19 protein-coding genes and 2 pseudogenes are annotated in these 23791 nt (G+C 72.9%); 10 read left to right on the top strand and 11 right to left on the bottom strand.

All coding sequences use genetic code 11. The features are described from left to right. The first annotated feature begins 7 nt into the window (after positions 1-7). A complete protein-coding gene (locus C6W10_RS37585; protein ID WP_159079383.1) occupies positions 8-148 on the top strand; it encodes a hypothetical protein in 141 nt (46 codons plus the stop codon). Further along, on the top strand, positions 145-1086 hold the full coding sequence (locus C6W10_RS28770; protein WP_107262209.1) for an alpha/beta fold hydrolase: 942 nt from the start codon (positions 145-147) through the stop codon (positions 1084-1086). Before C6W10_RS37585 ends, C6W10_RS28770 begins: the two co-directional genes overlap by 4 nt. A gap of 45 nt (positions 1087-1131) precedes the next feature. On the opposite strand, the gene C6W10_RS28765 is transcribed toward C6W10_RS28770, so the two are convergent. Further along, positions 1132-1497: a hypothetical protein gene (locus C6W10_RS28765; RefSeq protein ID WP_107262207.1), complete on the bottom strand. Its 366-nt coding sequence runs from the start codon at positions 1495-1497 to the stop codon at positions 1132-1134. Further along, positions 1494-5081: an SseB family protein gene (locus tag C6W10_RS38875; protein ID WP_234361466.1), complete on the bottom strand. Its 3588-nt coding sequence runs from the start codon at positions 5079-5081 to the stop codon at positions 1494-1496. The genes C6W10_RS28765 and C6W10_RS38875 overlap by 4 nt, the downstream gene beginning before the upstream one ends. A 184-nt stretch (positions 5082-5265) precedes the next feature. Between C6W10_RS38875 and mycP the strand changes: the two genes are divergently transcribed. Further along, positions 5266-6525 (top strand): type VII secretion-associated serine protease mycosin, encoded by a 1260-nt coding sequence (mycP, locus tag C6W10_RS28750; protein WP_107262205.1) that lies wholly within the window; start codon positions 5266-5268, stop codon positions 6523-6525. A 172-nt stretch (positions 6526-6697) separates the two neighbouring features. Here the strand turns inward: mycP and C6W10_RS28745 are convergent, their stop codons facing one another. The 3 genes from C6W10_RS28745 to eccB form a co-directional block, all read right to left on the bottom strand. Continuing rightward, positions 6698-6991: a WXG100 family type VII secretion target gene (locus tag C6W10_RS28745; protein ID WP_107262203.1), complete on the bottom strand. Its 294-nt coding sequence runs from the start codon at positions 6989-6991 to the stop codon at positions 6698-6700. Between the two features lie 23 nt (positions 6992-7014). Then, positions 7015-7335, bottom strand: a complete 321-nt coding sequence (locus C6W10_RS28740) for a WXG100 family type VII secretion target (protein WP_107262201.1) — start codon at positions 7333-7335, stop codon at positions 7015-7017. 256 nt (positions 7336-7591) lie between these two features. Continuing rightward, positions 7592-8998 (bottom strand): type VII secretion protein EccB, encoded by a 1407-nt coding sequence (eccB, locus tag C6W10_RS28735; RefSeq protein ID WP_107262199.1) that lies wholly within the window; start codon positions 8996-8998, stop codon positions 7592-7594. Positions 8999-9099: 101 nt separating this feature from the next. On the opposite strand from eccB, the gene eccE reads away from it, so the two are divergent. The 3 genes from eccE (at position 9100) to rarD (ending at position 12636) form a co-directional block, all read left to right on the top strand. Further along, complete coding sequence (gene eccE, locus C6W10_RS28730; protein WP_234358889.1) at positions 9100-10974, top strand: type VII secretion protein EccE; 1875 nt, start codon at positions 9100-9102, stop codon at positions 10972-10974. 94 nt (positions 10975-11068) lie between these two features. Beyond that, positions 11069-11455 carry a phage holin family protein gene (locus C6W10_RS28725; protein WP_107262197.1) on the top strand — a complete coding sequence of 129 codons (387 nt, stop codon included), beginning with the start codon at positions 11069-11071 and terminating at the stop codon, positions 11453-11455. A gap of 248 nt (positions 11456-11703) precedes the next feature. Continuing rightward, entirely contained in the window at positions 11704-12636 is a 933-nt protein-coding gene (rarD, locus tag C6W10_RS28720) for an EamA family transporter RarD (protein ID WP_107262195.1), read from the top strand. A 25-nt stretch (positions 12637-12661) separates the two neighbouring features. Here rarD and C6W10_RS28715 read toward each other — a convergent pair whose 3' ends face one another. Together C6W10_RS28715 and C6W10_RS28710 are read right to left on the bottom strand one after the other, a co-directional pair. After that, the gene (locus C6W10_RS28715) at positions 12662-13846 is read right to left on the bottom strand and encodes a glycosyltransferase (RefSeq protein WP_234361465.1); all 1185 of its coding nucleotides are present in this window, start codon (positions 13844-13846) and stop codon (positions 12662-12664) included. Beyond that, positions 13843-14898, bottom strand: coding sequence for a glycosyltransferase family 2 protein (locus C6W10_RS28710; protein ID WP_107262193.1), 1056 nt, complete (start codon positions 14896-14898; stop codon positions 13843-13845). Before C6W10_RS28710 ends, C6W10_RS28715 begins: the two co-directional genes overlap by 4 nt. 317 nt (positions 14899-15215) lie before the next feature. Here C6W10_RS28710 and C6W10_RS28705 point away from each other — a divergent pair, with 317 nt between their 5' ends. Further along, positions 15216-16814: a glycosyltransferase gene (locus tag C6W10_RS28705; RefSeq protein WP_107262191.1), complete on the top strand. Its 1599-nt coding sequence runs from the start codon at positions 15216-15218 to the stop codon at positions 16812-16814. Here C6W10_RS28705 and C6W10_RS28700 read toward each other — a convergent pair. Then, positions 16777-17583: a TetR/AcrR family transcriptional regulator gene (locus tag C6W10_RS28700; protein ID WP_107262189.1), complete on the bottom strand. Its 807-nt coding sequence runs from the start codon at positions 17581-17583 to the stop codon at positions 16777-16779. The two genes, C6W10_RS28705 and C6W10_RS28700, sit on opposite strands and share 38 nt — an antisense overlap. 87 nt (positions 17584-17670) lie before the next feature. Between C6W10_RS28700 and C6W10_RS28695 the strand changes: the two genes are divergently transcribed. Continuing rightward, positions 17671-19281, top strand: a complete 1611-nt coding sequence (locus tag C6W10_RS28695; protein WP_107262187.1) for an ABC-F family ATP-binding cassette domain-containing protein — start codon at positions 17671-17673, stop codon at positions 19279-19281. Positions 19282-19378: 97 nt separating this feature from the next. Here the strand turns inward: C6W10_RS28695 and C6W10_RS28690 are convergent, their stop codons facing one another. The 3 genes from C6W10_RS28690 to C6W10_RS28680 form a co-directional block, all read right to left on the bottom strand. After that, positions 19379-19969: a DoxX family membrane protein gene (locus tag C6W10_RS28690; RefSeq protein WP_107262185.1), complete on the bottom strand. Its 591-nt coding sequence runs from the start codon at positions 19967-19969 to the stop codon at positions 19379-19381. Between the two features lie 155 nt (positions 19970-20124). After that, entirely contained in the window at positions 20125-20811 is a 687-nt protein-coding gene (locus C6W10_RS28685) for an anti-sigma factor (RefSeq protein ID WP_107262183.1), read from the bottom strand. Further along, positions 20808-21323, bottom strand: a complete 516-nt coding sequence (locus C6W10_RS28680) for a sigma-70 family RNA polymerase sigma factor (RefSeq protein ID WP_107264352.1) — start codon at positions 21321-21323, stop codon at positions 20808-20810. Before C6W10_RS28680 ends, C6W10_RS28685 begins: the two co-directional genes overlap by 4 nt. Positions 21324-21658: 335 nt before the next feature. Between C6W10_RS28680 and C6W10_RS39790 the strand changes: the two are divergent. Together C6W10_RS39790 and C6W10_RS28675 are read left to right on the top strand one after the other, a co-directional pair. Continuing rightward, a pseudogene (locus C6W10_RS39790) lies at positions 21659-21911 on the top strand (phosphatase); the annotation flags it as partial. Between the two features lie 71 nt (positions 21912-21982). Further along, positions 21983-23788 (top strand): annotated as a pseudogene (locus C6W10_RS28675) (PhoX family phosphatase); the annotation flags it as partial. Between the last annotated feature and the right edge of the window lie 3 nt (positions 23789-23791).

Below are 23791 nucleotides of genomic sequence, written 5' to 3'. Positions count from 1 at the left end.
TGTCGGCATGAGGGAGCGAACCGGCCAGGTCAGCGAGGAGCGGCACGGCGGAGGCGGCCGGCTGCGTCCCGACGCCCGGTACGCCGACCGGCGGAGCCGATCGGCAGCGGCGGCCCGGCCCGCCGGCACACCGGGGAGGGCCGGATGAGCGAGCGCGGCGCCGGCCGCAGGTCCGTCGTCGACGAGTCCTGCGTACTGGTGGAGGGGCCGTGGACGCACCGCTTCGTCGGGGCCAACGGCAGCCGGTTCCACGTCGTCGAGGCCGGCAGCGGGCCGCTGGTGCTCTTCCTGCACGGCTTCCCCGAGTTCTGGTGGGCCTGGCACGAGATGCTGCCGGCGGTCGCCGACGCCGGCTACCGGGCCGTCGCGGTCGACCTGCGCGGCTACGGCGCCAGCGACAAACCGCCCCGGGGGTACGACGGCTACACCCTCGCCGCCGACGTGGCCGGCCTGATCCGGGCCCTCGGCGAACGCTCGGCGGTACTCGTCGGTGCCGGCGCCGGCGGCATGATCGCCTGGACCGCCGCCTCCTTCCATCCCAGCCTGGTCCGCCGGCTGGTGGTGCTCGCCGCACCGCACCCGCTGCGGCTGCGCGCCGGCATCTTCGCCGACCCGCGCGGCCAGTTCGCGGCGGCCACCCCGGCGCTGAAGTTCCAGATCCCCCGCTACGAGCACGTGCTGACCCGCGACGACGCGGCGCTGGTCGGCTATTTCCTGCAACGCTGGGGCGGGCCGCGCTGGGTCGAGAGCCCCGGCTTCGCCGACTACGCGGAGCGCTGCCGGCAGGCGATGCGGATCCCGCAGGCGGCGTTCTGCGCGATGGAGGGCTACCGGTGGGCGTTCCGGTCGGTACTCCGGCTGCACGGCTACCGGTTCGTCAAGCTGATGCAGAAGCCGCTGGTCACCCCGACCCTGCAACTGCACGGCGCGCTGGACCAGGCGTCGCTGCCGCGTACCGCCCAGGGCTCCAGCCGCTACGTCGTCGCCCCGTACGAGTGGCGGCTGCTCGACGACGTCGGCCACTTCCCGCACGTCGAGGCGACCGACCTGGTGCTCGGCGAGGTGCTGCGCTGGGCGAAGTCGTGACCGCCGTCCCGCCGCCCCGGGCAGCGGCCGGCTGGCGCGAGCGGGTCAGGCGCGGTTCTCGCGCAGGTCGGTGACCTCGGCCGCCGGTGCCCAGCCCTGGTAGACGCCGAAGTCGAACGCCTCCAGCCCCATCGCCTCGGCGACCGGCCAGCGGCCACCGGTGTATTCCACCCGCAGCCAGTTGTCGTGCTGGGCGAGCACGATGAACGGCTGGCCCTGCCACGAGCACCTGGTCCGGACGTAGACCAGCTCGCCGACCTCGGCCGCGGCCACCACCCGGACGTACCTCCCGGGACGGACCTCCTCGAAGCCGTCGCCCGGTTCCGCCTGGTAGAGGCGTACGTCGTCGCCGGCCGGGCTCGCTTCGTACTCCCGGCCGCGCCACTGGGCAACGTAACCGTCGCGCATCAGTCCTCCTCGGCCCGGCGCCAGACGGGTACGTCGCAGTCCAGCGTCGCCACCAGCCGCTCCGTGCCGTCCAGACCGATCCGGTGCAACTGCGCGCCGTGCGGCAGCCGTACGCTGTCCACCTTGAACTCGGCCACCACGTCACTGCTCTCGCCCGGGGCGAACCCGTTGCCCCGGAACGGCGGCCGCTCGATCACCCAGCCCTCCATCGCCCGCATGGCGGCCTCGTTCTGCCCGCCGTACGGGATCCGGTAGAGGCTGGGCCGGTACGCCGGCCAGCGGAGTACGTAGATCTCCTCGGCGTCCCGGTCGAAGGGCGACCCCGGGTGGTTGAGGCCGAGCGCGGCGTAGAGCTTCGCCGGGGTACGCAGATGGGCGACCTCGGACGCCCGGTGCACGAAGCCCGACACCCGGTCGTAGCCCCGGTCGAGATAGTAGGAGAGCTGGCTGGGGGCGATGGTCTTCTGCATCATCGTCGGCCGACCCGGGTCCTCCGGAGCCGGCGCGTACGTCGACCGGGGCGCCTCCTCCTCGGCCGGAGCCTGCGGGGCCGGCTCGCCGGTGTCGTCGCCGAGCCCCACCTCGGCGGCCCAGTTCGCCAGCGCGACGATCTGCCCACCCGGCAGCTTCGCCCCGACCGGGGTGCCCGGGTTGACCGCGAACGAGTAGTTGTCGTCCGGCCACCGCCGGATCAACTGGGCGAACTTGACCTCGACCGTGTCGATGGTCTCCGGCAGGTGGTCACCGAGCCGTTCCGGCGAGGTGAACACCACGATGTAGCGCTCCCCGTCCAGCAGCTCCGTACGCCACTCGAAACCGTCGTCACCGGGTCGGCTGCCCGGGGCCGAGTTGAACGCCACCGGCAACAGCACCCTGGCGAGCAGCAGGGTGGAGAGGAAGGTGTCGGTACTGCCGTCGCCGGCCGCGTCGAGCAGGCTCCGCTCGACCTCGTTGGCCGGGGTGAAATCCGACGGGAGCCGGCGGGCGGGGGCCGGATCGGCACCGGCCGGTGGCCCGGCGGCGACGGGGTCGGTCGTACCCGGGCCGGCGTCCGGCTGCTGGCCGCCGGCCGCCCCGGCCGGAATCGGTTCCGTCGGTCCCGCCCCGGCCGGAATCTGTTCGGTCGTCGCCGTTCCGGCCGGAATCGGTTGGGTCGACGCCGCTGCGGCCGGAATCGGTTGGGTCGGCGCCGCTCCGCCCGGAATCGGTTGGGTCGGCGCCGCTGCGCCCGGGATCGGTGCGGTCGGGGCCGTTCCGGAGTCGAGCTGCTCGGTGACCGGCGGGCCGCCGCCGAACCGCTCGGTGACCTGCGGACCGACGGGGAACCGCTCGGTGACCTGGGAACCGGCGGCGTACTGCTCGTTGACCGAGGTGCCGGCCGCGTATTGTGCGCGGGCCGACCGGCCGGCGGAGAACTGCTCGGCGACCCGGCCGGCCGAGAACTGTTCGGTGACCCGCCCGGCGGAGAACTGTTCGGTCACCGACGAACCGGTACCGAGGCGCTCACGGACGCCGGGACCGGCGGCGAACTGCTCGCGCGCCGATCGGCCGGCGGTGGCCTCTCCGACGCCGGAAGGGCCGGTGCCGAACTGCTCGCTGGCCGTCGGGGCGGCGGTGAAGTTCTCGGTGGGCAGCGAGCCCATCGTCAGCGAGTCGGTCGTGAACGAGCGGCCGTCGAACGACTGGCTGAGACCGGTGCCGGTGCCGGTGCCGGTCCGGATCGGCTCGGTCGGACCGGCTTCGACGCTTTCGGCGCCGGTGGGTTCCCGATCGGCGCCGGACCAGCCGGCGGAAACCGGATCGGCGGCGGGCCGGAACGTGGCCGCCGCCTCGTGGGTCACCGTCGAGCCGTCAGCCGTCGTACCGGACCACGGCTCGGCGGCCTCGGAGGGTGACTCGCCGGCCGGGCGCCGGGATACCGGAGTGAACAGCGACGGCTCGGCGCGGCCGGGTGGTGGCGGCGTCCAGGGCTCCGGCGCCGGTGTCTCCGACGGCGGTGTCCGCTGGGCAACCGGCACGCCGGGCCGCTCCTGCGGGGTCTCGACCGGTTCGTCGGGCCGGTCGAACTGCTGGCCGCCGGGCCCGTGCCAGGCCGGCGGCGGAGCAGCCGGCGCACCACTCGACGGCGGCGCGGAGACCGACGACGACGGAGCAGCCGGTGTTTCCGCGCCGGAACTCCCGTTCGCCGCGTTCGACCTCGCCGTGTTCGACCTCGCCGTGTTCGACCTCGCCGTGTTCGACGTCTCCGCGTTCGACGAGGTGGGTCGGGCCGGGCCCGCCGGTGTCATCCAGCCCGCCGAGGTGTCCTCGGAGATCTGGCTGCCGAACTCTCCACCCAGCCCGCTCCGGGCCGGCGTCGGGGCGATCACCGGCACCGTGGCCGGGGTGCCGCTCGGCGGGACCGGTACCGACGCCGGAGACGACGGAAACGCCGTCGGCTCACCCGACGACGGGGCCGTCGTGGCCGGTTCCCCGGTCGGCGGCATCATCGGGGCGGCTGCACCCGCCGTCTCGCCGGGCCGGGACTGCTCGATCGGCTCCCGCACCGGCTCCACCGGCCAGGACGACCCGACCGGCTCCCGCGCCGACTCCACCGGTCCGGACGTCTCGGCCGGCTCACGGAACGTATCGATCGACTCACGGAACGACTCGACCGGTTCCCGGAACCTCTCGGTCGGTTCCTGCGACGACTCGGCCGGCTCCCGCACCGGCTCGGCCGGCCGGAACGGATGCCCCGAGGACCCCATCTCCGCCGGCTCACGGAACGACTCCGCCGGCGCAGGGAACGACTCCGCCGGCGCAGGGAACGACGACTCCACGGGCTCACGGAACGACTCGGCAGGCTCGCGGAACGGCTCCATCGGCTCGCGGAACGACTCGACCGGTTCGGGAAACGCCCCGGCCGGCTCGCGGAACGCCCCCGGTGACCGTGCTGGCAGCCCTGGCGAGTCCGCGTCCATCGGCCGGAAGAACTCGGCCGGCTCCCGAGGCGCGCCGGGCGAACGCAGCGGCAAACCATCGGACTCAGCCGGTCGGAACGGCAACCCGTCCGGCTCGATCGGCCGGGACGACTCGGGCTCGGGCTCGGCCCTGTAGGGCGGCCCCTCCGGCGGGCGACGCGGCACGGCCGCCGTGGCCCGGGCCCGGGCGGCCCGCTCGACCTGCTCCAGCCGGGCTCGGGCGCCCATGCTGCGGCCGGGGAGTCGCACGTCGCCCCGGGACAGCTGGGAGACGAACCAGGCGGGCAGGTAACCCTCGATCGGCAGGCCCGGATTGACCGCGAGCCACCACTCCGGGTTGGGCCATCCGGCAGCCAGCTCCGGATAGGCTGCCCGCCGGGTCGATCCGGCGTTCTCGGCAAGACACGCGCGCAGGGCGGCGGTGGAGGTGAATGCGAGTACGTGTGTCCGGCCGCCGGTGGTCCAGGTGCCCCAGCCCATCGGCGCACGACCGGCGAGCGCCTCGGCGGAGACCGGCAGCAGCAGATCGGTACGGGCGAGAATGCGGAAATAGAGTTCCTGGTCGCCCGCGCGCAGTGCGTCCCGCATCGCGGCCTCGGTCTCGGTGGCCGGCTCCCATTCGGTCACGGCCACCTCCCTCTCGCCGAACAGGCCACAAGCATCGCGTACAACCTACAAGGTGGGGACCGGATCACAATGCTTGGCTGGCGATGGATGCCGTCGCCGACGATCCCCCGATAGCATCCGGTGGGCGGGTCGAGCGTTGCCGATCCGGCCCGATGGCGGACCGAACCAATTTCGGAGGCGACCGATGCCTGGCCGGACAATACGACTCACGCTGATCGGTGCCGTCACCGCGCTGGCGGTGCCGTCGATCGCGGCCGGTCCGGTCACGGCGGCGCCGCTCGCCCCGCCGGTCGCCCAGCGGGTCCTGCCCGGCTGTGACAACAACAACCCACCCGCCCAGCCCATCACCACCATGCCGTGGGCGCAACAGCGGTACGCCCCCGAGCGGCTCGCACCGCTGGCCACCGGAGCCGGCGTGACGGTCGCCGTGATCGACTCCGGCGTCGACAAGACGCATCCGCAGATGAAGGGACGGGTGCTGCCCGGGCGGGACTACCTCGACCCCGGCCTGGACGGGACGCGGGACTGCGTCCGGCACGGCACCGGCGCGGCCAGCATCATCGCCGCCACCCCCCGGGAGGGAGTCCCGTTCCGGGGCCTGGCGCCACAGGCCAAGATCCTCCCGGTACGGGTCTCCGAGAAGAAGGTCATCGAGGGTAAGGAATCGGGCGAAAGCGTCACCGTCGAGAAATTCGCCGAGTCGATCCGCTGGGCGGTCGACAACGGGGCGAGCGTGATCAACCTCTCGATCGTCTACTACCAGGACAACCCAGTCCTCAAGCGGGCGGTGGAGTACGCCCTGGAGAAGGACGTCGTACTCGTCGCCGCCGCCGGCAACCTGTACACCGACAAGAACCCGAGGCCGTACCCGACGTCGTACGACGGGGTGATCGGGGTCGGCTCGGTCGGCGAGGACGGGGTGGTCTCCCCGTTCTCGCAGCGCGGCGACTACGTCGACCTGGTCGCCCCCGGCGGCAACGTGGTGATCGCGGCACCGGAGCGTGGGCACCTGCTCGACAACGGCACCAGTTTCGCCACCCCGTTCGTGACCGCCACCGTGGCGCTGATCCGGCAGTACTGGCCCGAACTGAACGCGCGGCAGGTGACGCAGCGGCTGCTCGCCGCCACCGATCCGGTGCCGGGCTCCGACCGGGACGCCTACGGGGCCGGGCTGCTCAACCCGTACCGGGCGGTCACCGACACGGCGGCACCGGCCCGGCGCCAGGAGGCCGGTGGGTTGCCACCGCACCGGATCGACCCGGTGGAGGTGGCCCGGGCGGAACGGCGCTCGCAGAGCCAGGAGCGGGCGCTCTGGGTCGCCGGCCTCGCCGGCACCGTCGCGCTGGTGGCGCTGCTGCTCGCCGTCGTGCTGCCCCGGGGAGCGCGTCGCCGCTGGCGTCCCGCCGCCGCGTCGTCCCAGCAGCCCTCCCGGCCCGCGCCCTGACCCTCGCCGCCGCCGGCAGGACGGACCGCCGTCGCGGTGGCCGGCGCCGGCATGCCGCCGCACCCGAAGTCGCTACCTCCAGGCAGCCCGGCGGCGGTACGGCGGGCAAGCAGATGCCCCGGGTGCGGCGCGAATCGCGGCAGCCCGGGGCAGTCTGGGTGGTACGGAAGGCCTACTGGAACAGGCCGGTGTTCTTCTTCTCGGTGCTGAGGTAGTCCGCAGCGGACTCGTCCAGCGCCATCTTGATGTCGCGCAGCATGTTGGACATCTCCTGCGCACCCTGACGCCACTTGGTCTGGCGCTGGAAGTACGCCTGCTGCGCCTCGCCCTCCCAGGTGCTGACCAGCGGCGCGGCGTCCGACTCGAGCTGGTCCAGCTGCGAGTCGAGCGTGTTCAGCGCCTTCTGGATGTCCGCGCTGGCCTGCTGCAACGCGGCAAAATTGACGACAAGAAGGCCGTCACTCATCGGATCTTCCCTCCCCGGTCAAATCAGAGCGGCAGCGTCATGCCGCCGGCGTTGGTGGCGTTCATCCGGCTCGACGCCTCGGTGTCGGACGCGTCGTACTGCTGGCCGGAGGTACGGATCGCAGTCGCGGTCTCGCGCAGCGCGCGGTGGATCTGCTCCTGGTTCTGCGACCACTGCTGCTTGACCTGCTCGAACGAGCGGCCACCAGCACCACGCCACGCGCTCTGCAACACCTCGAGCTCGCCCATCAGGCTGCTGAGCATGCTCTGCAGCGACTGGTCGACCGACTCGAACTTCGTGGCGGTCTGTTCCATCACCGCGGCTTCTGCCTGCGTCTGGGACACCCCCGAAGTCACCCCGCTCCCTTAACTCGTCGTCAACCCGAGGCGCCCACTGTGGACTCCCGGGCTCGTGTCCGCCACCCCTGCGGGTCACGGCACAACTTGGCAATTACTTCCGTAGCCGACGGTAGCGGGCCGGGGCAAGGCTTGGATACCCCTTCTGGGCACCCTGTGGACAAACCCGTACCGCAATGAACCGGACCGACGGCTACCGACGGTCACCTATATTCTCTCCCACCAGCGCACTTCTCCGCTCGCCCTATTGCGCGCCGGCCCGGTCGCGGGCCTTCGCCGGATCCAGCGCCGGCCCGTCCGGAATGAGCGTGACCAGGGTGCTCGGCATCCGTGCCCGCTTGGCGGCGCCGTAGCCGAGGTTGCCCAGCACCTCGCCACTGGTCACCGGATGCCGCCGACCCTGGTCGGTGACAACGGATATCGCCCCGCCGGTGGCACCCGGCGAGGCGGTCGCCTCGACCACCACCCCGCGGCCCGGCTCCAGCACCACCTGGTCGGCGAGCGCACCGCCGCGTGCCGACTGCGCCGAGGTGGCGGGCGGATCGGGGATCGCGGACATGTCGGCGCCGACCCGGATGCCCTGCACCCCACGGTCGTCGGGGACGTCGCCGCAGATCACCCCACCCTCCGCCGGTGCGATCTTCGGCGTGGTCGCCGGTGCCGCCGCGTCGTTCCCGGGCACCAGGTCGCCCTTCTTCGGCATCGCGCCGTACTCGCCCTGGGAGAGCTTGGTCTCCTCGCCCTGCTTCACGACGTCCTTGGTCAGCAGGATGTTGGCCTGCACCTCGGTGATGTTGTAGAGGCCGTCGCGCTTGGCCACCGCGTACTGGCCGCCGCCGCCCTGCCGCTCGACGAGGAAGACCTCGCCGATTTTCGCGCCCTGCACCGCCTCGGACGGCTCACCCGCGTCGGGAATCCGGATCTCGTCCAGGTCCGCCCCGGCGGGCAGCGCGTTGAGCAGGGCCGGCGCCACCGGTACCCGCCGCTGACTGCCCCAGGTCAACGCGCTGATGATCAGGTCATGATTCTGGATCAGGTGCCGGCGGTTGTGCCAGATCAGGAAGAGCTCACCGTTGGGGTGCTCCGCCAGCAGGCCCTCGTCGCCCAGCTCCCGACCGCCGGGCGCCGCCTTGCCGATCAGCAGTGTCGACTGTGGCTGCCCGCCGCCGCCACCGGTACGCGGCTCGGAGCAGACCGTCCAGCCGCCGGAGAGCAGCCGGTTGCTCGGCGGTAGCGACTCCGGCAGGTCCCGGATGCCCAGCGTCACGCCGCGCGGCTGCCCCTCCAGCGACTTGCGCGACACCGACACCGTCTTCGGGGCGGGCTGGCCGACGATGAGCAGCGCCGAGGCGTAGTTGAGCACCGGGTGCAGGGTCTGGGTGTCACTGATGTAGACGTACTGCGCGCCGGACTCCTTCTCGACGATCACCACCGCCGAGTCCTTCCACTTCGTCGCGCCACCGCCGACGAAGACGCCGTAGACCACCGAGCCGCCGATCCCGATCAGTGCGATCAGCACGCTGGCCAGGGTGGCACCGGCCGCCCGCCGGAACGGCGACTGCGCGGGATCGGTCTCCCGCATCACCAGCGCGCCCACCACTCGCTGAACCATGAACTGGTAGGAATGCAACTGGTCCTGCCGCGACGGCATGCGGGCCCCCTCTCCGGTTGGTCCGGCCCATACGATAGGCCCCTGAGCGAATTGCGGGGGGCGGGCCCACGGCCGACGCCCATCCAGGGGAGGCTATCGCGGTGACGCTAACTGCGGCAGACAACCGGACCCGGCCCACCGGCACCCCGGGCAGCCGGATCGACCGGTCGCCACCGGCGCCACTGCCGGCATCGTCCACTCCGTCCCGGTCCGGCCTGTTCGGCGTACGGGCCGGGCAGATCGTGGCCCTCCAGGTGGCGCTGGCCCTCGTGCTGGCCGCCGCCAGCCAGGGCCCACTGCTGCTCGCCGGTGCCGCGCTGCTCGCCGTCGCCCTGGTGCTGCTGACCTGGCTCCGGCTGCGCCGGCGCTGGCTGTTCGAGTGGATCGCGATCGGGCTGCGCTACTCCTCCCGGCAGCGGACGCTGCCGCAGGCCGCGCCGCCGGAGGCCCTGCTGGACCTGGTCAACCCCGGCGCGGTGGTGCTGCCGGTCGACCTCGCCGGTGACGCCGCCTGCATGGTCAGCGACGCCTACGGCCTCACCGCCGTCCTCGAACTCGGTGACCAGGTCGGCATGCTCGCCGACAGCCCGCAGTCGCTGCTCTCCCCGGCCGGCCTGCTGCCGGCGGCCAGCGCGGAGACTCCGCCGATGCGGGTGCAACTGGTGCTCACCGGTGCTCCGGCGCCGACGCTGAGCGCCGGCAGCGGCACCCCGGCGACGTCGTACCGGCAGCTCACCGAGGGGCGGCTGCTCGGGCACGAGCGGGCGCTGCTCGCCGTCCGGGTGCTGCGCGCCGACGGCTGGTCCGACGAGGACCTGCGCCGAGCGCTCTCCAGCGCCGTACGCAAGGTGCGCCGCCGGCTCGCCCCGGTGCCGACCCGGGTGCTCGGCGAACGCGCCGCGCTCGGCGTACTCGCGGAGACGGTGCACCACGACGGCGCGCAACCGGCCCGGGAGAACTGGCAGGGCGTCAGCCTCGGCGGCCTGGTGCAGACGACCTTCCGGCTGCGCCGCTGGCCGGACCTGCGGACCGAGGCGGGCCGCCGCTTCGTGCCCCGGCTGCTGGCGCTGCCGGCGACCGCGACCACGGTCTCGGTGAGCGCCGGGCCGTGGGCGGGCGGCGGCACCGACAACATCCGGGTGGACGTCACGGTACGGCTGGCCGCCGACAGCGCCCAGACGCTCGGTACCGCCGTCCAGGCGCTGCGCCGGCTGCTCTCCGCCGAGCACGCGGTGGCCCGGCGGCTGGACGGCGAGCAGCTCGACGGCGTCGCCGCCACCCTGCCGCTGGGGGTGCTCGGCGCCGGCCCGACCGCCCCGGCGCCGGCCACCACCCTGCCGTCCTCCTCTGTGGACTCGCTCGACCTGCCGATCGGCCTGGCCGGGTTGATGCTCGGCGCGAACCGGCACGGCGCGGCGGTGGTCGCCCGGCTGTTCCGGGCCGAGACCACCCGGGTGGTGCTGATCGGTGGCGTACGCGCCGCGCAGCTCATCGCGCTGCGGGCGATGGCGCTCGGCGCCCGGATCGTGGTGCAGACGGCCCGGCCGCGCGCCTGGGAGCCGTTCGTCCGGGGGGCCAGTGGGCCGGGCTCGCCGATCGCGATGATCCCGCCGGGGCGGCCGGTGGGTGGCCCGCCCGGCACCCAACTGCACCCGCTGCTGGTGGTCGTGGACGTCGGCCCGGTGGCCGCCGACTCGCAGCCGGGGCCGGGCTGGCAGACCAGCCTGGTCGTACGCGACGAACTCGCCCCGGTCGACGTCGACGCCGTCTCCCGCGCCGACCTGGTGGTGTTGCAGCCGCTGCGTCCACACGAGGCGCAGTTGGCCGGTCTGGCGCTCGGGCTGGGCGACTCGGCGGACTGGCTGACCCGGATCCGGGCCGACATGGTCGGGGTGATCAACCGTCGGGTACTGCGCTGGGCGCTGCTCTCGGCGACCCCGATCGAGGCGCAACTGATCGGCCCGCCGGCCCGGTAGCCGGGCACCGCCGGCCCGGTAGCCGGGCGGCGGAGCCGGCGGTGGCCGGGTCGGACCTGGGCGGATCTGGGATCACGTGGCACTATCTGCGGGCATGGGTTTCCTGAAAGGGCTTCTCGTCCGGCTCGCCGGCACCGCCCTGGCCTTCTGGCTCGCCACGCTGATCATTCCGGGGATCACCCTGGACACCGACTCCGTCGGCGAGGCGGTGAGCACGCTGGTCCTGGTCGCGATCATCTTCGGTGTGGTCAACGGTGTTCTCCAGCCGATCATCAAGACGCTCGGCTGCGGGCTCTACCTGCTCACCCTCGGCCTCATCGCGCTGGTGGTGAACGCGCTGCTCTTCATGCTCACCAGCGCCATCGCCGGTGCGCTCGGCCTGCCGTTCGAGGTCGACGGCTTCTGGCCGGCGGCGGTGCTCGGCGCGCTCTTCGTGAGCGTGGTCACCTGGCTGCTCGGCCTGCTGATGGACCGCGACTGAACCGTCCGCCCCGCCCCGCCCGGACCGACACCGCCTGGGCCGGCGCCGACCACTGATCGGGAATTGGTTCGGGGCGACCGGGCCGGGCGGGGATAGCGTCGCAGGGTGCTGACCGCGACAGGAGACGACGACGGGTACGAGTTCTGCGCCGAGACCGGGGCCGCGGCGGGCCACGGGACGGTACCGGATCCGGTGAAACCGCTCACTGGAAAGGACTCTTCTCCGGCTTCGCCCCTTACGGTGGAGCGATGAACCAGGTACGGCGTGGATACCTCTACGGGCTCGGCGCCTACACCATGTGGGGTTTCTTCCCGCTCTACATCCGGCTGCTGGAGCCGGCCGGGCCGGTCGAGATCCTGGCCCACCGGGTGGTCTGGTCGGTGGTCTTCGTCGCACTGCTGCTCGCGGTGGCCCGCAACTGGGGCTTCCTGCGCGATCTGCGGCACCGCCCCGGCAAGCTCGCCGGGATCGGGCTCGCCGCCGCGCTGATCGCGGTCAACTGGGGCGCCTACATCTACGGCGTCAACTCGGAACGGGTCGTCGAGACCGCGCTCGGGTACTTCATCAACCCGCTGGTCGTCGTCCTGCTCGGCGTCGCCGTGCTGCGCGAGCGGCTGCGGGTCGCCCAGTGGGTGGCGCTCGGCATCGGCGGCCTCGCGGTGGCGGTACTGACCGTCGACTACGGCCGGCTGCCCTACCTGGCGCTCACCCTGGCGGCGAGCTTCGGCAGCTACAGCCTGGTGAAGAAGCGGCTCGGGCTCCCCGCCGCCGAGGGGATGTTCATCGAGTCGGCGGCGCTCACCCTGCCGGCGCTCGGCTATCTGGGCTGGCTCACCTGGCACTCCGAGTCCAGCTTCGGCCAGGTCTCCGCCGGGCACACCGCCCTGCTGATGCTGGCCGGTGCGGCCACTGCCATCCCGCTGCTGATGTTCGCGGGTGCGGCGAACCGGCTCTCGCTGACCGCGCTCGGCATGTTGCAGTACCTGGCGCCGATCCTCCAGCTCGGCTTCGGCGTACTCGTCTTCCACGAGCCGATGCCACCGGCCCGGCTGGCCGGCTTCGCGCTGGTCTGGCTGGCCCTGGTGGTCTTCACGGCGGACGCGATCCGGAACGTCCGGCGGTCCCGTACCGCGCTGCTCGCCGCCACCCCGGAGCCGGCGGCGGCGACCGCGGCCCGCTGACCGCGTCGCGCGACCCGGCCGCCCGTCAGGCCGCCGGGTCGCGGGACGTCGCCGTGGCCGGTTCGGCGGGCCGACCCGCCGCCACCGACTCGTACAGCTCCTCGAGCAGCCGGGTCTGCCGGTGCAGGTCGAAGTGCTCGGTCACGTGCTGCCGGGCCCGCGCGCCGAGTCGGGTCCGCAGGTCGTCGTCGGCGAGGAGCTGCCGGATGTTGCCGGCCAGGGCCGCCCGGTCCCCCTCCGGGCCGAGCAGACCCGTCTCGCCGGGCAGCACCGCCTCCGGGATCCCGCTGTGATAGGTCGAGACCGTGGGCAGCCCCAGGCTCGCCGCCTCCAGGATCGTCGTCGGCAGCCCCTCGGCGTCCCCGTCCGGTGCGGTCCGGGACGGCGAGACGAAGACCTTCGACTCCGCCAGGTGACGGGCGACCGCGGCCGGCTCCTGCGCGCCCAGGAACGTCGCGTCCAGGCCGAGGGCGGCGGCCCGCTCCCGGACCGGCCACTCCAGCGGCCCGGAGCCGATCAGCAGCACCCGGGGCCGCCGGTCAGCCAGGGTGCCGAGCGCCTCGACGAGGTCGTCGACGCCCTTCTTCTCGACGAACCGGCCGACGAAGACCACGTCCCAGCGCTTCGGCACGTCCGGCACCTCGGCCGGGATCGGTACCCCGGTGTGGTGCACCCGGACCTTCGCCGGGTCCGCGCCGGCCGCGATCGCCCTCTCCCGGATGAACCCGCTGACGGCCAGGATCAGCGCGGCCCGGTCGAACGCCTGGCGTAGGTTGCGCCGGTACCGGACGCCGCGCAGGCCGGGCGCGTGCGGCTGCCGCGTCACGTCGTAGCCGTGCACGGTCACCACCAGCGGTACCCCGAGCTGCCCGGCCGTCCGGCTGATCAGCCAACCGTCGTTGCCGAAGTGCGCGTGCACCACCGCCGGCCGCAGCTCGGCCAGGCGCCGCCGCAGCCGTGGCGACTCGCCGGTCAGCCGGAGCCGCAGGAAGGCCGGCCGGTCCCGTCCGCCGCCGGGATAGGCGATCACGTCGGTCTCGGCGGCCAGCGGCGAGCCGACCCGGGTGGCGCCGAGGAACCTCGGCTGCCAGCGGGGCAGCGCGAGGCCCTGGTTGCGGATGAACGTCTCGGAGCCGGCGAGCAGGCCACTGCGCCAGATCACCACGGTGGGCGCCCCGCCGGTCGTGGCGGGCGGAAACGGGGTGCTCACGCGCCGATCTCGCTGGGCCGGCCGGAGTCGCCGGAGACCCGCCGGACCGGGCCGACCGGCCGCCGGGCGTCCGGGCTGGCGGCCGGAGCGGGTCGGGGCGCGGCGGCCGTGCGGCCGGCGCCGGGCCTGCGCAGGATCCGGTCCCGGAGGGTACGCCGAAGCTGCGGCGGGATCAGCCAGATCTGCCCGAACGCCAGGTAGTCGTAGACCCCCGGCTGCCCGTGCCGGCGTGCCTCGGCCAGCAGGGTACGGAACGCCGTCGCGCTCCGGGTCGGTGCCGCCATCGAGCTGATCACGCTCATCGTCAGCGCAGCGTACGCCCGGCGGGTGAGCAGCGGCCGGATCCGCTGGAGCCACTCGAACTGCTCCGCCCAGTCGGTGTCGAAGGTGATCCGGGGCCGGTCCTCGTCCTGGTGCCAGATCACCAGCGGTTCGGCGGCGTAGACGAGGTCGACGTCGGCGTGGCTCAACGCCCGGAACGTCCAGTCGAGTTCCTGGAGGCGGCGGAGCCCGACGGTGAACGGCACCCGGCGCAGCAGCTCGGTCGGGGCCAGGATGGTCGAGGTCTGGATGAAGCCGTCGCCGTGGAACAGCCCGCGCCGGACGGTGAGGTACTCGGTCAGCGGCTCGCCGATCGCCGGCAGCCGGCGCGGCATCACGAACTCGGCCCGGGGCGTCCGGTTGCGCAGCCGGCAGGCGACGATCGGCATCGCCACCCGGGCGCTCTCGGCCAGGTCCAACTGCACGGCGAGCTTGCTCGGCAGCCACTCGTCGTCGTCGTCGAGCAGCGCCGTCCAGCGGGCCCGCGCCGCGCCGACGCCGACGTTGCGGGCGTTCGGCGCCCCACCCGGGGACGGCAGCTCCAGCACCCGGAGCCGGTCGTCGCCGAATGCCGCCAGGGCGCGCCGGGTCTCCTCGTCCGGGCCGTCGACCACGACGACGACCTCGAGATCGGTCACGGTCTGCGCCAGTACGCTGCGGACCGCGCGGGTCACCAGGTCCGGCCGGCCTCGGGTGGGGATCACGACGCTGACGTCAGGTGTGGAGGACATGAAGACCCGCTAACTCGTCGGGGGATCTCTGTCGGGCAATACCGGACGTGAACGTTATTGGCCGTACCGGATGCGCGGGTTAATTCAAGGCGGAGAATGCGCGTACATTGGTCGGGCGGTACCCGACCGAACGGTGTCGGGCCGCCCAGGCAGGGCTTTGGCGAATTGGGTGAACGCCGGATGAACAACGGCGGTGGAGTGTCGGGGTGGGGCGGTGACGTACACTCGCCGGCAATTCTGTCGAGGCCCGGGAAATCGAATTGGTGAATTCGGGGAATCGGACAGGTGAACCCGCGGAAAATGGAGGGCAACGCCGGATGAGCGCGCCGGACGTCAGCGTGGTGGTGCCGGTCTACAACACCATGCCCTATCTGACCCGGTGCCTGGACTCACTGGTCCGGCAGACCATCGGGCTGTCCCGGATGCAGGTCGTCGCGGTCGACGACGGCTCGACCGACCGCAGCGGCGCCGAGCTGGACAGGTACGCCGCCCGCTATCCCGGCACCTTCACCGTGATCCACCAGCCGAACTCGGGCGGCCCGGCCGGCCCGTGCAACCGGGGTCTGGACGCCGCCACCGGCCGGTACGTCTTCTTCGTCGGCGCCGACGACCACCTCGGGCCCGAGGCGCTGGAGCGGCTGGTCACCGCCGCCGACGCGTGGGAGTCGGACGTGCTGCTCGGCAAGGTGGTCGGGGTCAACAGCCGGCACATCTACCAGGACATCTTCGCCCGGAACGCGGTCGACGTGGACCTCTTCGACTCGCCGCTGCCACGCTCGCTGGCCAACACCAAGCTGTTCCGCAGGGAGCTGCTCGACCGGCACGGCATCCGCTACCGCGAGGAGTTGCGGATCGCCAGCGACCTGCCGTTCACCCTGGAGGCGTGCTACCGGGCCCGGCGCATCTCGGTGCTGGCCGACTACGAGTTCTACTACGCCGTACGCCGGTTCAGCGCCACCAACATCACCTATCTGAGCCGGCACCTGGAGCGGCTGCGTACCGTCGAGGCGAACCTGGCGTTCGTGGCCGACCTGATCGAGCCGGGCAGGCGGCGGGACGCGGTCATGGTGCACCGGTTCGACCACGAGGTCGCCAAGCTGGTCGAGGACGACCTGCTCCGACTCGACCGGGCCAGCCAGCAGGCGGTGCACGACGGCGTCGGGCGGCTGGTGGCGGAGCACCTGACCGGGGAGATCGCCGACCGGTTGGGGGCGGAGACCCGGATCCGGTTGGCGCTGACCCGGGACGGCAGCCTCGACGACCTGCTCGCGGTGATCCGGCAGGACGCCGAGGTCGGGGTGCCGGCGACGGTGGTCGAGGGCGCCCGGCGCTACGCGGCGTACCCCGGGTTCCGGGATCCGGCGCGTGGCCTGCCGGACTCCTGTTTCGACGTGACGGCGGTGCCGGAGTGGCCGGCGAAGCTCGACGTCACCGGTTTCGGCTGGGAGCACGACGAGCGGGGCGAGCGGGTGTTGACGATCACGGCGTACTCGCCGCTGCCGGACCTGGCGGCGCACGGTGCCGACCCCCTGTCGGTGAGCGCCGACGAGGTCCGGGCCGAGACGGTGCTGCTCGCCAGCGGCGCGGCGGGCAGCACCGTACGGATCAGGTTCCGCGCCGCCGACCTGCTCGCCGGCACCGGTGCGACCGGCCGGCGCCGGATCGTCTCGGCCCAGGCCGGCCCCTTCGACCCCGGCCGCGCGCCGGGCGCGAACAGCGCGGCCGGTGCGGGTGGCGCGGCGGCGCTCCGGGCGCCGAGGCTGGACCGGGCGGTGCCGCTGGTCCGCCGCCGCGGTGCCCGGCTCTGCCTGCTCACCCCGGTCCGGGACGAGTCCGGCCGCCTGATGATCTCGGTCGTGCCGGTCACGCCCGGCCGGGTCACCGCCCGGTTGCGCCAGAAGCTCCGCCGCCGCTGACCGTTCCGGGCCGGCGTCGACCCGACGCCGACCGGCGACCGCCGTCGGAGGCGGGGAGGCCGCCGCCGGAGGCGGGGAGGCCGCCGTCGGAGGCGGGGAGGCCGCCGTCGGAGGCGGGGAGGCCGTCGAGCAGGTATCCCAGGCCGCGCCGGAAGGTGTCGTCCTCGTCCCGGTCGTCCAGGTGCCCGGTCTCGACCAGGGTGGGATAGTGCTCCCGCTGGGCGGCGAGGTGCGCCCGGGCGGCCTGCCGCGACTCCGGGTCGTCGAGACGCTGCCACGAGGAGAGCGTGACGGCGGCCCCGATGACGTAGTTGGCCAGCGCGTGCGTGCCGGCGCTCAGGTCCGGCTCCACCAGCCCGGCCCGGCGCAGCGCGGACTGGAGGAACTCGGTCCGGGTCAGGACGTTCGGCCCGAGCAGCGGCCGGCCGACCAGCGCCGCCGACCAGGGGTGCCGGAGCATCGCCGCCCGCCAGCCGAGCAGCAGCGTCTCGACGTCGGCCCGCCAGTCGTCGGTCGGCGACGGTTCGGGGAGGGTGACCTCGCCGAAGATCTGGTCCAGGGCCAGGTCGAGTACGTCGTCCTTGTTGGTGACGTGCCAGTAGAGCGTGGTCGAGCCGGCGCCCAACCGCTCGGCCAGCCGGCGCATGGTGAGCCCGCCGACGCCCTCCCGGTCGAGCAGTTCGATCGCCGCGCCGACGATCCGGTCCCGGTGCAGCGGCGGCCCGCTGCGGCCCGGGGAACGCGGAGGTCGCAACCACACACCCGTCATGCGACGGAGTCTAGTCCGGCGTTCCGGCTCTAGAACGTTGTTCTAGACTCTAGAACGTTGGTCTAGAGGCCCGGCCGGGAGGTTCCCGTGGCACACGTCGAGATCCGACACCTGAGTTACCGGCTGCCGGACGGGCGCCCGCTCCTCGACGACGTGTCGTTCCGGGTCGCCGACGGGGTCACCGCCGCCCTCGTCGGGCCGAACGGCGCCGGCAAGACCACCCTGCTCCGACTGGTCGCCGGCGACCTGACCCCGACCGGCGGCGAGATCGTCACCTCCGGCGGGCTCGGCGTGATGCGCCAGTTCATCGGCACCATCCGCGACCACCGCAGCGTCGCCGACCTACTCCTGTCGGTGGCGCCCGACCGGGTCCGGCGGGCCGCCGCCGCGCTCACCGAGGCCGAACGCACGCTGCGGGAACGCGACGACGAGCCGGCCCAGCTCCGCTACGCGCACGCCGTCACCGAGTACGTCGAGGCCGGCGGCTACGACCTCGAAGTCGTCTGGGAGGCGGTGACGACGGAGGCGCTCGGGCTGCCGTACGAGCGGGCCGCCGGGCGGGACGTGAACACCCTCTCCGGCGGTGAACAGAAACGACTCGTCCTGGAGGCCCTGCTGCGCGGCCCCGACCGGCTGCTGCTGCTCGACGAGCCCGACAACTACCTCGACGTACCCGGCAAGCAGTGGCTGGAGCGGCAGCTCCGGGCCAGCACCAAGACCGTGCTGCTGGTCTCGCACGACCGGCAACTGCTGGCCGAGGCGGCCGACCGGATCGTCACCGTCGAGGACCGGCAGGTCTGGGTGCACGGCGGGGGTTTCGCCAGCTATCCGGCGGCTCGGCGGGACCGGATCGACCGACTCGACGAGCGTCGCCGACACTGGGAGTCCGAGCACGCCCGGCTCCGGCACCTGGTGCACCTCGCCCGGCAGGGCGCGGCCCGCAACGACGCGCTGGCCTCGGCGTACCGGGCCGCACGGAGTCGACTGGCCCGGTTCGAGTCCGCCGGTCCGCCGACCCGGCCGCCGAAGGAGCAGAACGTGCGGATCCGGCTGCGCGGCGGACGTACCGGCAAACAGGCCCTCGTCTGCCAGCAACTCGAACTGACCGGCCTGATGCGCCCCTTCGACCTGGAGATCTGGTACGGCGAACGCGTCGCCGTACTCGGCTCCAACGGCTCCGGCAAGTCCCAGTTCCTCCGGCTGCTGGCCGGGGCCGATCAGGTGCCGCACCGGGGTACCGTCCGGCTCGGTGCCCGGGTCGTACCCGGGCTCTTCGCCCAGACCCACGCCCGCCCCGACCTCTACGACCGCACCCCCGCCGAGATCCTGATGACCGGGCACGCCCTGCTCCGCAACGACGCGATGGCGGCCCTGGCCCGCTACGAGATCGCGCCCGCCTGGGACCAGCCGTTCCAGAGCCTCTCCGGCGGCGAGCAGGCCCGGTTGCAGATCCTGCTGCTCGAACTGGCCGGGGCGACCCTGCTGCTCCTCGACGAGCCGACCGACAACCTCGACCTGGCCAGCGCCGACGCGCTGCAACGCGGCCTGGAGGGCTTCGCCGGTACGGTCCTCACCGTCACCCACGACCGCTGGTTCGCCGCGCACACCGACCGGTGTCTGCTCTTCGGCGCGGACGGCCGAGTGGTGGAAACCGACGAGCCGGTCTGGACCGAGGGCCGGGTCGACCGCCCCCGCTGAGGGGAGGAACGACCAAGATTCTTGTTGAGCTGTGGTCTGCTGCCAACCACAGCTCAACAAGAATCTTGCGGTCACCCGGGGCGGCCCGGGTGGGGGGTCAGATCATCCAGCGGTGCCGCTGTACGAAGGGGAGTCGCGCCCACATCCGGCCGAGCCCCCAGGTGTGCCCGGCGTACGTCGCGGCCAGCACGACCAGCACGACGGCGTAGACCAGGTGGTAGTCCATGAACGGGTTGGTGGAACCGGTCGGCTCACCGGCGCTGTTGTGCTGGGCGAGGGGGAACTCCGCGAACCACATCAGCACCATGATGAGTGCGCCCGAGGCGGCGGCGACCCGCAGCCCGATGCCGGCGATCAGCGCGACGCCGACGGCGAGCATGCCGAGCATGAAGAGCCAGTTCGCCCACCAGGCGCCGGCGATGCTGTGCGCGACCGACTCGAACGGCCCGACCGAGACGTGCGAGAGGAAGCCCTCGGTCGGCGAGCCGCCGTTGATCCAGGCCCGCTCGCCGGGCGTCGAGTAGCCGAGGCCGAAGGTCTTGTCGAGGAAGGCCCAGAGGAAGACGAAGCCGGTCGAGACGCGCAGCACGGCGAGCGCCTTGGCACCGGTTTTCGTCAACATCGCGCCGGGCGAGTCGGCCCGCTCCAGCGGCGTGGTGATCGGGCGGATGGAGTGGCGGGTGGTCATCGTGACCTCCGAGGTCGACCCTTGTCCTGACACCCATCACTCTGCTCGGTGCGGCGCCGCAGCACCCGGGCCCGAGCGCCCCAATGGCCGGGACCAAGGACCCGCCCGGGTCCCGGGACCAAAGACCCGGCCGGACGTTCCACAGTCGACCGACGCTACGGCACGTCGTAGGCGAGCAGCGGGGTGTTGTCGTAGCGGAGGAGTTCCAGGCGGATCAGCTCGGACCTGGTGAAGCGGGTGACGCCGGTGAAGGTGGCGTCGTCGCCGGGGGCGGCGAGCCAGGAGCCGATCTGCTCCGTCGCGCCGTTCGGGCCGTGCGCCACCAGCCGGAACGTGTACGCCTTCGTGTAGTCCCTGGTCTTCGCGTACTGGCAGCGCATCGTGACCACGGTGCCCCAGCGGGTACCGTCGAAGCCGATCTCGGCACTGACCGGCACGTTGCCGTGTACCGGCTGCATCGCGACCATCCGCACCTCGACGTCGGTGCCGCTGTCGATTACGGGTACGGCGACGCCGAAGCCGAGCACGGCGGCCAGCGCGGCGGCGACCAGGGCGAAACCGCCGGTACGGAGCCGGCCGCGTCGCCGCTCCCGCTGCCGGCGGACCCGGGCCTCGTCGAGCAGCTTCGGCAGCCGTTCACCGGCGCTCGGCACCGGGGCGATCTCCTCCAGTCCGGCCGGATCGAGTCGCCCCAGCAGTCCCGGCAGTACGGCGATCTCGGCGACCGCCTCCCGGCAGGTCGGGCAGCCGGCCAGGTGCCGCTCGTACCCGGCCCGCTCGGCGGGAGACAGGGCGCCCAGCACGTACGCCCCGTCGTCGTGGGCGTACTCGCAATTCGTCACCCGGTCACCCCCATCTCCGCCAGTACCAGCCGCAGCGACCGCAGCGCGTAGTGCGTCCGCGACTTCACCGTCCCCGGCGGTACGCCCAGCCGGGCGGCCGCCTCGGTCACCGACCGGCCCCGGTAGAAGCACTCCACCAGTACCTCCCGGTGCGGCGGCGAGAGCCGGTTGAGCGCCTCCGCCACCGTCCACGCCTCCACCGCCCGGTCCGCCTCGTCGACCACCTGCGGCGGCTCGGGCAGCTCGTCGGTGATCACCTCGCCGACCCGGGCGCTGCGCCGCCGCCAGGCGTCGATGGCGAGGTTGCGGGCGATGGTGAAGAGCCAGGCCCGCACCGGACCCCGGTGCGGGTCGAGCGCCTCCGGATGCCGCCACGCCCGCAGCAGGGTTTCCTGCACCAGGTCCTCGGCCCGCTGCCGATCGCCGTCGGTCAGCCGCAGGGCGTGCGCGAGCAGCGCGTCAGCGTGTTCGTCGTGCATGGCGCGCAGCAGTTCGGCGTCCTGGTCGCTGATGTCCCGTCGCCTCCCGCCCGCTGGGCTCCCACCGACCCCGGCTCCTGGTTTCACGCATCCGGTGCTCGGACGGTTCAACGGCGGTGACGCAGGCCACCGGGCTTCGGCCCGAGACGCAGGCTTCGGCCCGAGACGGAGGGCACCGGGCTTCGGCCCGACGGTCGGCGGCGCTGCGGGACGGGGCGCCGGCTGGAGGTGTTCACCGGCGGTTCATCCGACCGCCGGGTGCCGCTCACGGCGTACTCCTAGCGTCCGGCAGGCACGCGTCCTCGTACGCATTACCCGAGGCGTCAAGGGCGCGCATCCGAAGACATTGGCGAGGAGGCTCCATCTCCATGACCGAGCGACCCCGGCTGCTTCCCCTGCTCGGCCCGGCGGGCCACGGCGGGCGTGACGCCATGACCTGCATATACCGCTGCGGAAACGCGTGTGCGCACCCGGTGCCGAACGAGTCCGACAACCCGTACTTCGGCGACGTGGTCCGAGCCGAGGTGAGCCGGCGGGGCGTCGTCCGGGCCGGCGCGGTCGGCGCGCTGGTACTCGGCTTCGGCGGCACCGCTGCCGGCGCGCTCGCCGGCTCTCCGGCGGTGGCCGCCCCCCGAGACGGATCCGGCGCGACCCTGCCGGAGGTGCAGAGCTTCACCCCGGACCGCCGGCCCGGCAACGCGGCGCTCACCTTCAAGCCGATCCCGCCGAACAAGCTCGACACCCTGGTGGTGCCGAACGGGTACGACCACTCCGTGGTGATCCGCTGGGGCGACCCGGTGCTCGCCGACGCGCCCGGCCTGGACGTGCACCGGCAGACGGCGGCCCGGCAGTCGCAGCAGTTCGGCTACAACAACGACTTCGTCGGGGTACTCCCGCTGGACCGCAGCGGCGAGCGGGCGCTGCTGGTGGTGAACCACGAGTACACGAACGAGAACCTGATGTTCCCGAACTTCACCACCTTCGACGCGATGAGCGTGGAGCAGATCCGGGTGGCGATGGCCGCGCACGGGCTCTCGGTGGTGGAGTTGGAGCGGGTCGGCGGGACCGGCGAGTGGAAGCCGGTCCGCAAGGGCCGGCTGAAGTACAACCGGCGGATCACCGCGCACACGACGAAGTTCGCCTTCACCGGCCCGGCGGCCGGCTCGGCCTGGCTGAGGACGGCGGCCGACCCGTCGGGGCGGACCGCGATCGGCACCCTGAACAACTGCGCCGGCGGGATCACGCCGTGGGGCACGGTGCTCTCCGGCGAGGAGAACTTCAACCAGTACTTCGTCGGCGCCGACGCCGCGCCGGAGACGCTGAAGCCGAAACTGGCCCGGTACGGGATCAGCACCACCGCCCGCTACCCGGCGGACAGCCGTAAGTGGGAGCGCGCCGACGAGCGGTTCGACCTGGCGAAGCACCCGAACGAGGCGCACCGGTTCGGCTGGGTCGTCGAGGTCGACCCGTTCGACCCGGAGTCGAGGCCGCGCAAGCACACCGCGCTGGGCCGGTTCAAGCACGAGGGCGCGAACGTCATCGTGGCCAGGGACGGCCGGGTCGTGGCGTACATGGGCGACGACGAGCGGTTCGACTACCTCTACAAGTTCGTCTCCGACAAGAAGTTCAAGAAGGGTGACTCCTGGACCGCCCGGGAGCACAACCTGACCCTGCTGGAGTCCGGCACGCTCTACGTGGCGAAGCTCGACCAGACCAGCGCCGGTGAGATCGACGGCTCGGGCAGGCTGCCGAGCGACGGCGCGTTCAACGGCCGGGGCAGGTGGATCAGGCTGGTCCGGGGCAACACGTCCTACGTACCCGGGATGACCGCCGCCGACGTGCTCACCTTCACCCGGCTCGCCGGTGACGCGGTCGGGGCGACCAAGATGGACCGTCCGGAGGACGTCGAGCCGAGCCAGCTCACCGGCAAGGTGTACGTGGCGCTGACCAACAACACCAACCGGGGCGTCGGGACCAACCCGGCCGCCGACGAGGCGAACCCGCGCAGCAACAACAAGCACGGGCACGTACTGGAGCTGGTCGAGGACCGGGGCGACAACACCTCGGAGTCGTTCGCCTGGTCGGTGCCGATCGTCTGCGGCGACCCGACGGACCCGTCGACGTACTTCGCCGGCTACGACAAGAGCAAGGTGTCGCCGATCTCCTGCCCGGACAACGTGGCGTTCGACGGCTCCGGCAACCTCTGGATCTCCACCGACGGCAACGCGCTGGGCAGCAACGACGGGCTCTTCGCCACCGCCGTCGAGGGTCCGGAGCGGGGCCACCTCAAGCAGTTCCTCACCGTGCCGCTCGGCGCGGAGACCTGCGGGCCGTTCATCACCACCGACAACCGCTCGGTCTTCGTCGCCGTGCAGCACCCGGGCGAGCTGTCCGGGGCGTCCCTGGAGAACCCGGCGTCGAACTGGCCGGACGGCGACTTCGCCAAGCCCGGCGTGGTGGTCAGCTGGCGCCTCGACGGCGACGTCGTGGGGAGCTGACCG

Source organism: Plantactinospora sp. BB1 (genome assembly GCF_003030385.1).
Classification (GTDB): Bacteria; Actinomycetota; Actinomycetes; order Mycobacteriales; family Micromonosporaceae; genus Plantactinospora.
The sequence above is the reverse complement of the archived record's forward strand: the minus strand, read 5'-3'. Positions and strand labels throughout refer to the sequence as shown.

Coding starts and splice junctions, on each gene's coding strand:
- C6W10_RS37585 (WP_159079383.1), top strand. CDS start 8: ATGAGGGAGCGAACCGGCCAGGTCAGCGAGGAGCGGCACGGCGGAGGC.
- C6W10_RS28770 (WP_107262209.1), top strand. CDS start 145: ATGAGCGAGCGCGGCGCCGGCCGCAGGTCCGTCGTCGACGAGTCCTGC.
- mycP (WP_107262205.1), top strand. CDS start 5,266: ATGCCTGGCCGGACAATACGACTCACGCTGATCGGTGCCGTCACCGCG.
- C6W10_RS28745 (WP_107262203.1), bottom strand. CDS start 6,991: ATGAGTGACGGCCTTCTTGTCGTCAATTTTGCCGCGTTGCAGCAGGCC.
- eccB (WP_107262199.1), bottom strand. CDS start 8,998: ATGCCGTCGCGGCAGGACCAGTTGCATTCCTACCAGTTCATGGTTCAG.
- C6W10_RS28725 (WP_107262197.1), top strand. CDS start 11,069: ATGGGTTTCCTGAAAGGGCTTCTCGTCCGGCTCGCCGGCACCGCCCTG.
- rarD (WP_107262195.1), top strand. CDS start 11,704: ATGAACCAGGTACGGCGTGGATACCTCTACGGGCTCGGCGCCTACACC.
- C6W10_RS28710 (WP_107262193.1), bottom strand. CDS start 14,898: ATGTCCTCCACACCTGACGTCAGCGTCGTGATCCCCACCCGAGGCCGG.
- C6W10_RS28705 (WP_107262191.1), top strand. CDS start 15,216: ATGAGCGCGCCGGACGTCAGCGTGGTGGTGCCGGTCTACAACACCATG.
- C6W10_RS28700 (WP_107262189.1), bottom strand. CDS start 17,583: ATGACGGGTGTGTGGTTGCGACCTCCGCGTTCCCCGGGCCGCAGCGGG.
- C6W10_RS28690 (WP_107262185.1), bottom strand. CDS start 19,969: ATGACCACCCGCCACTCCATCCGCCCGATCACCACGCCGCTGGAGCGG.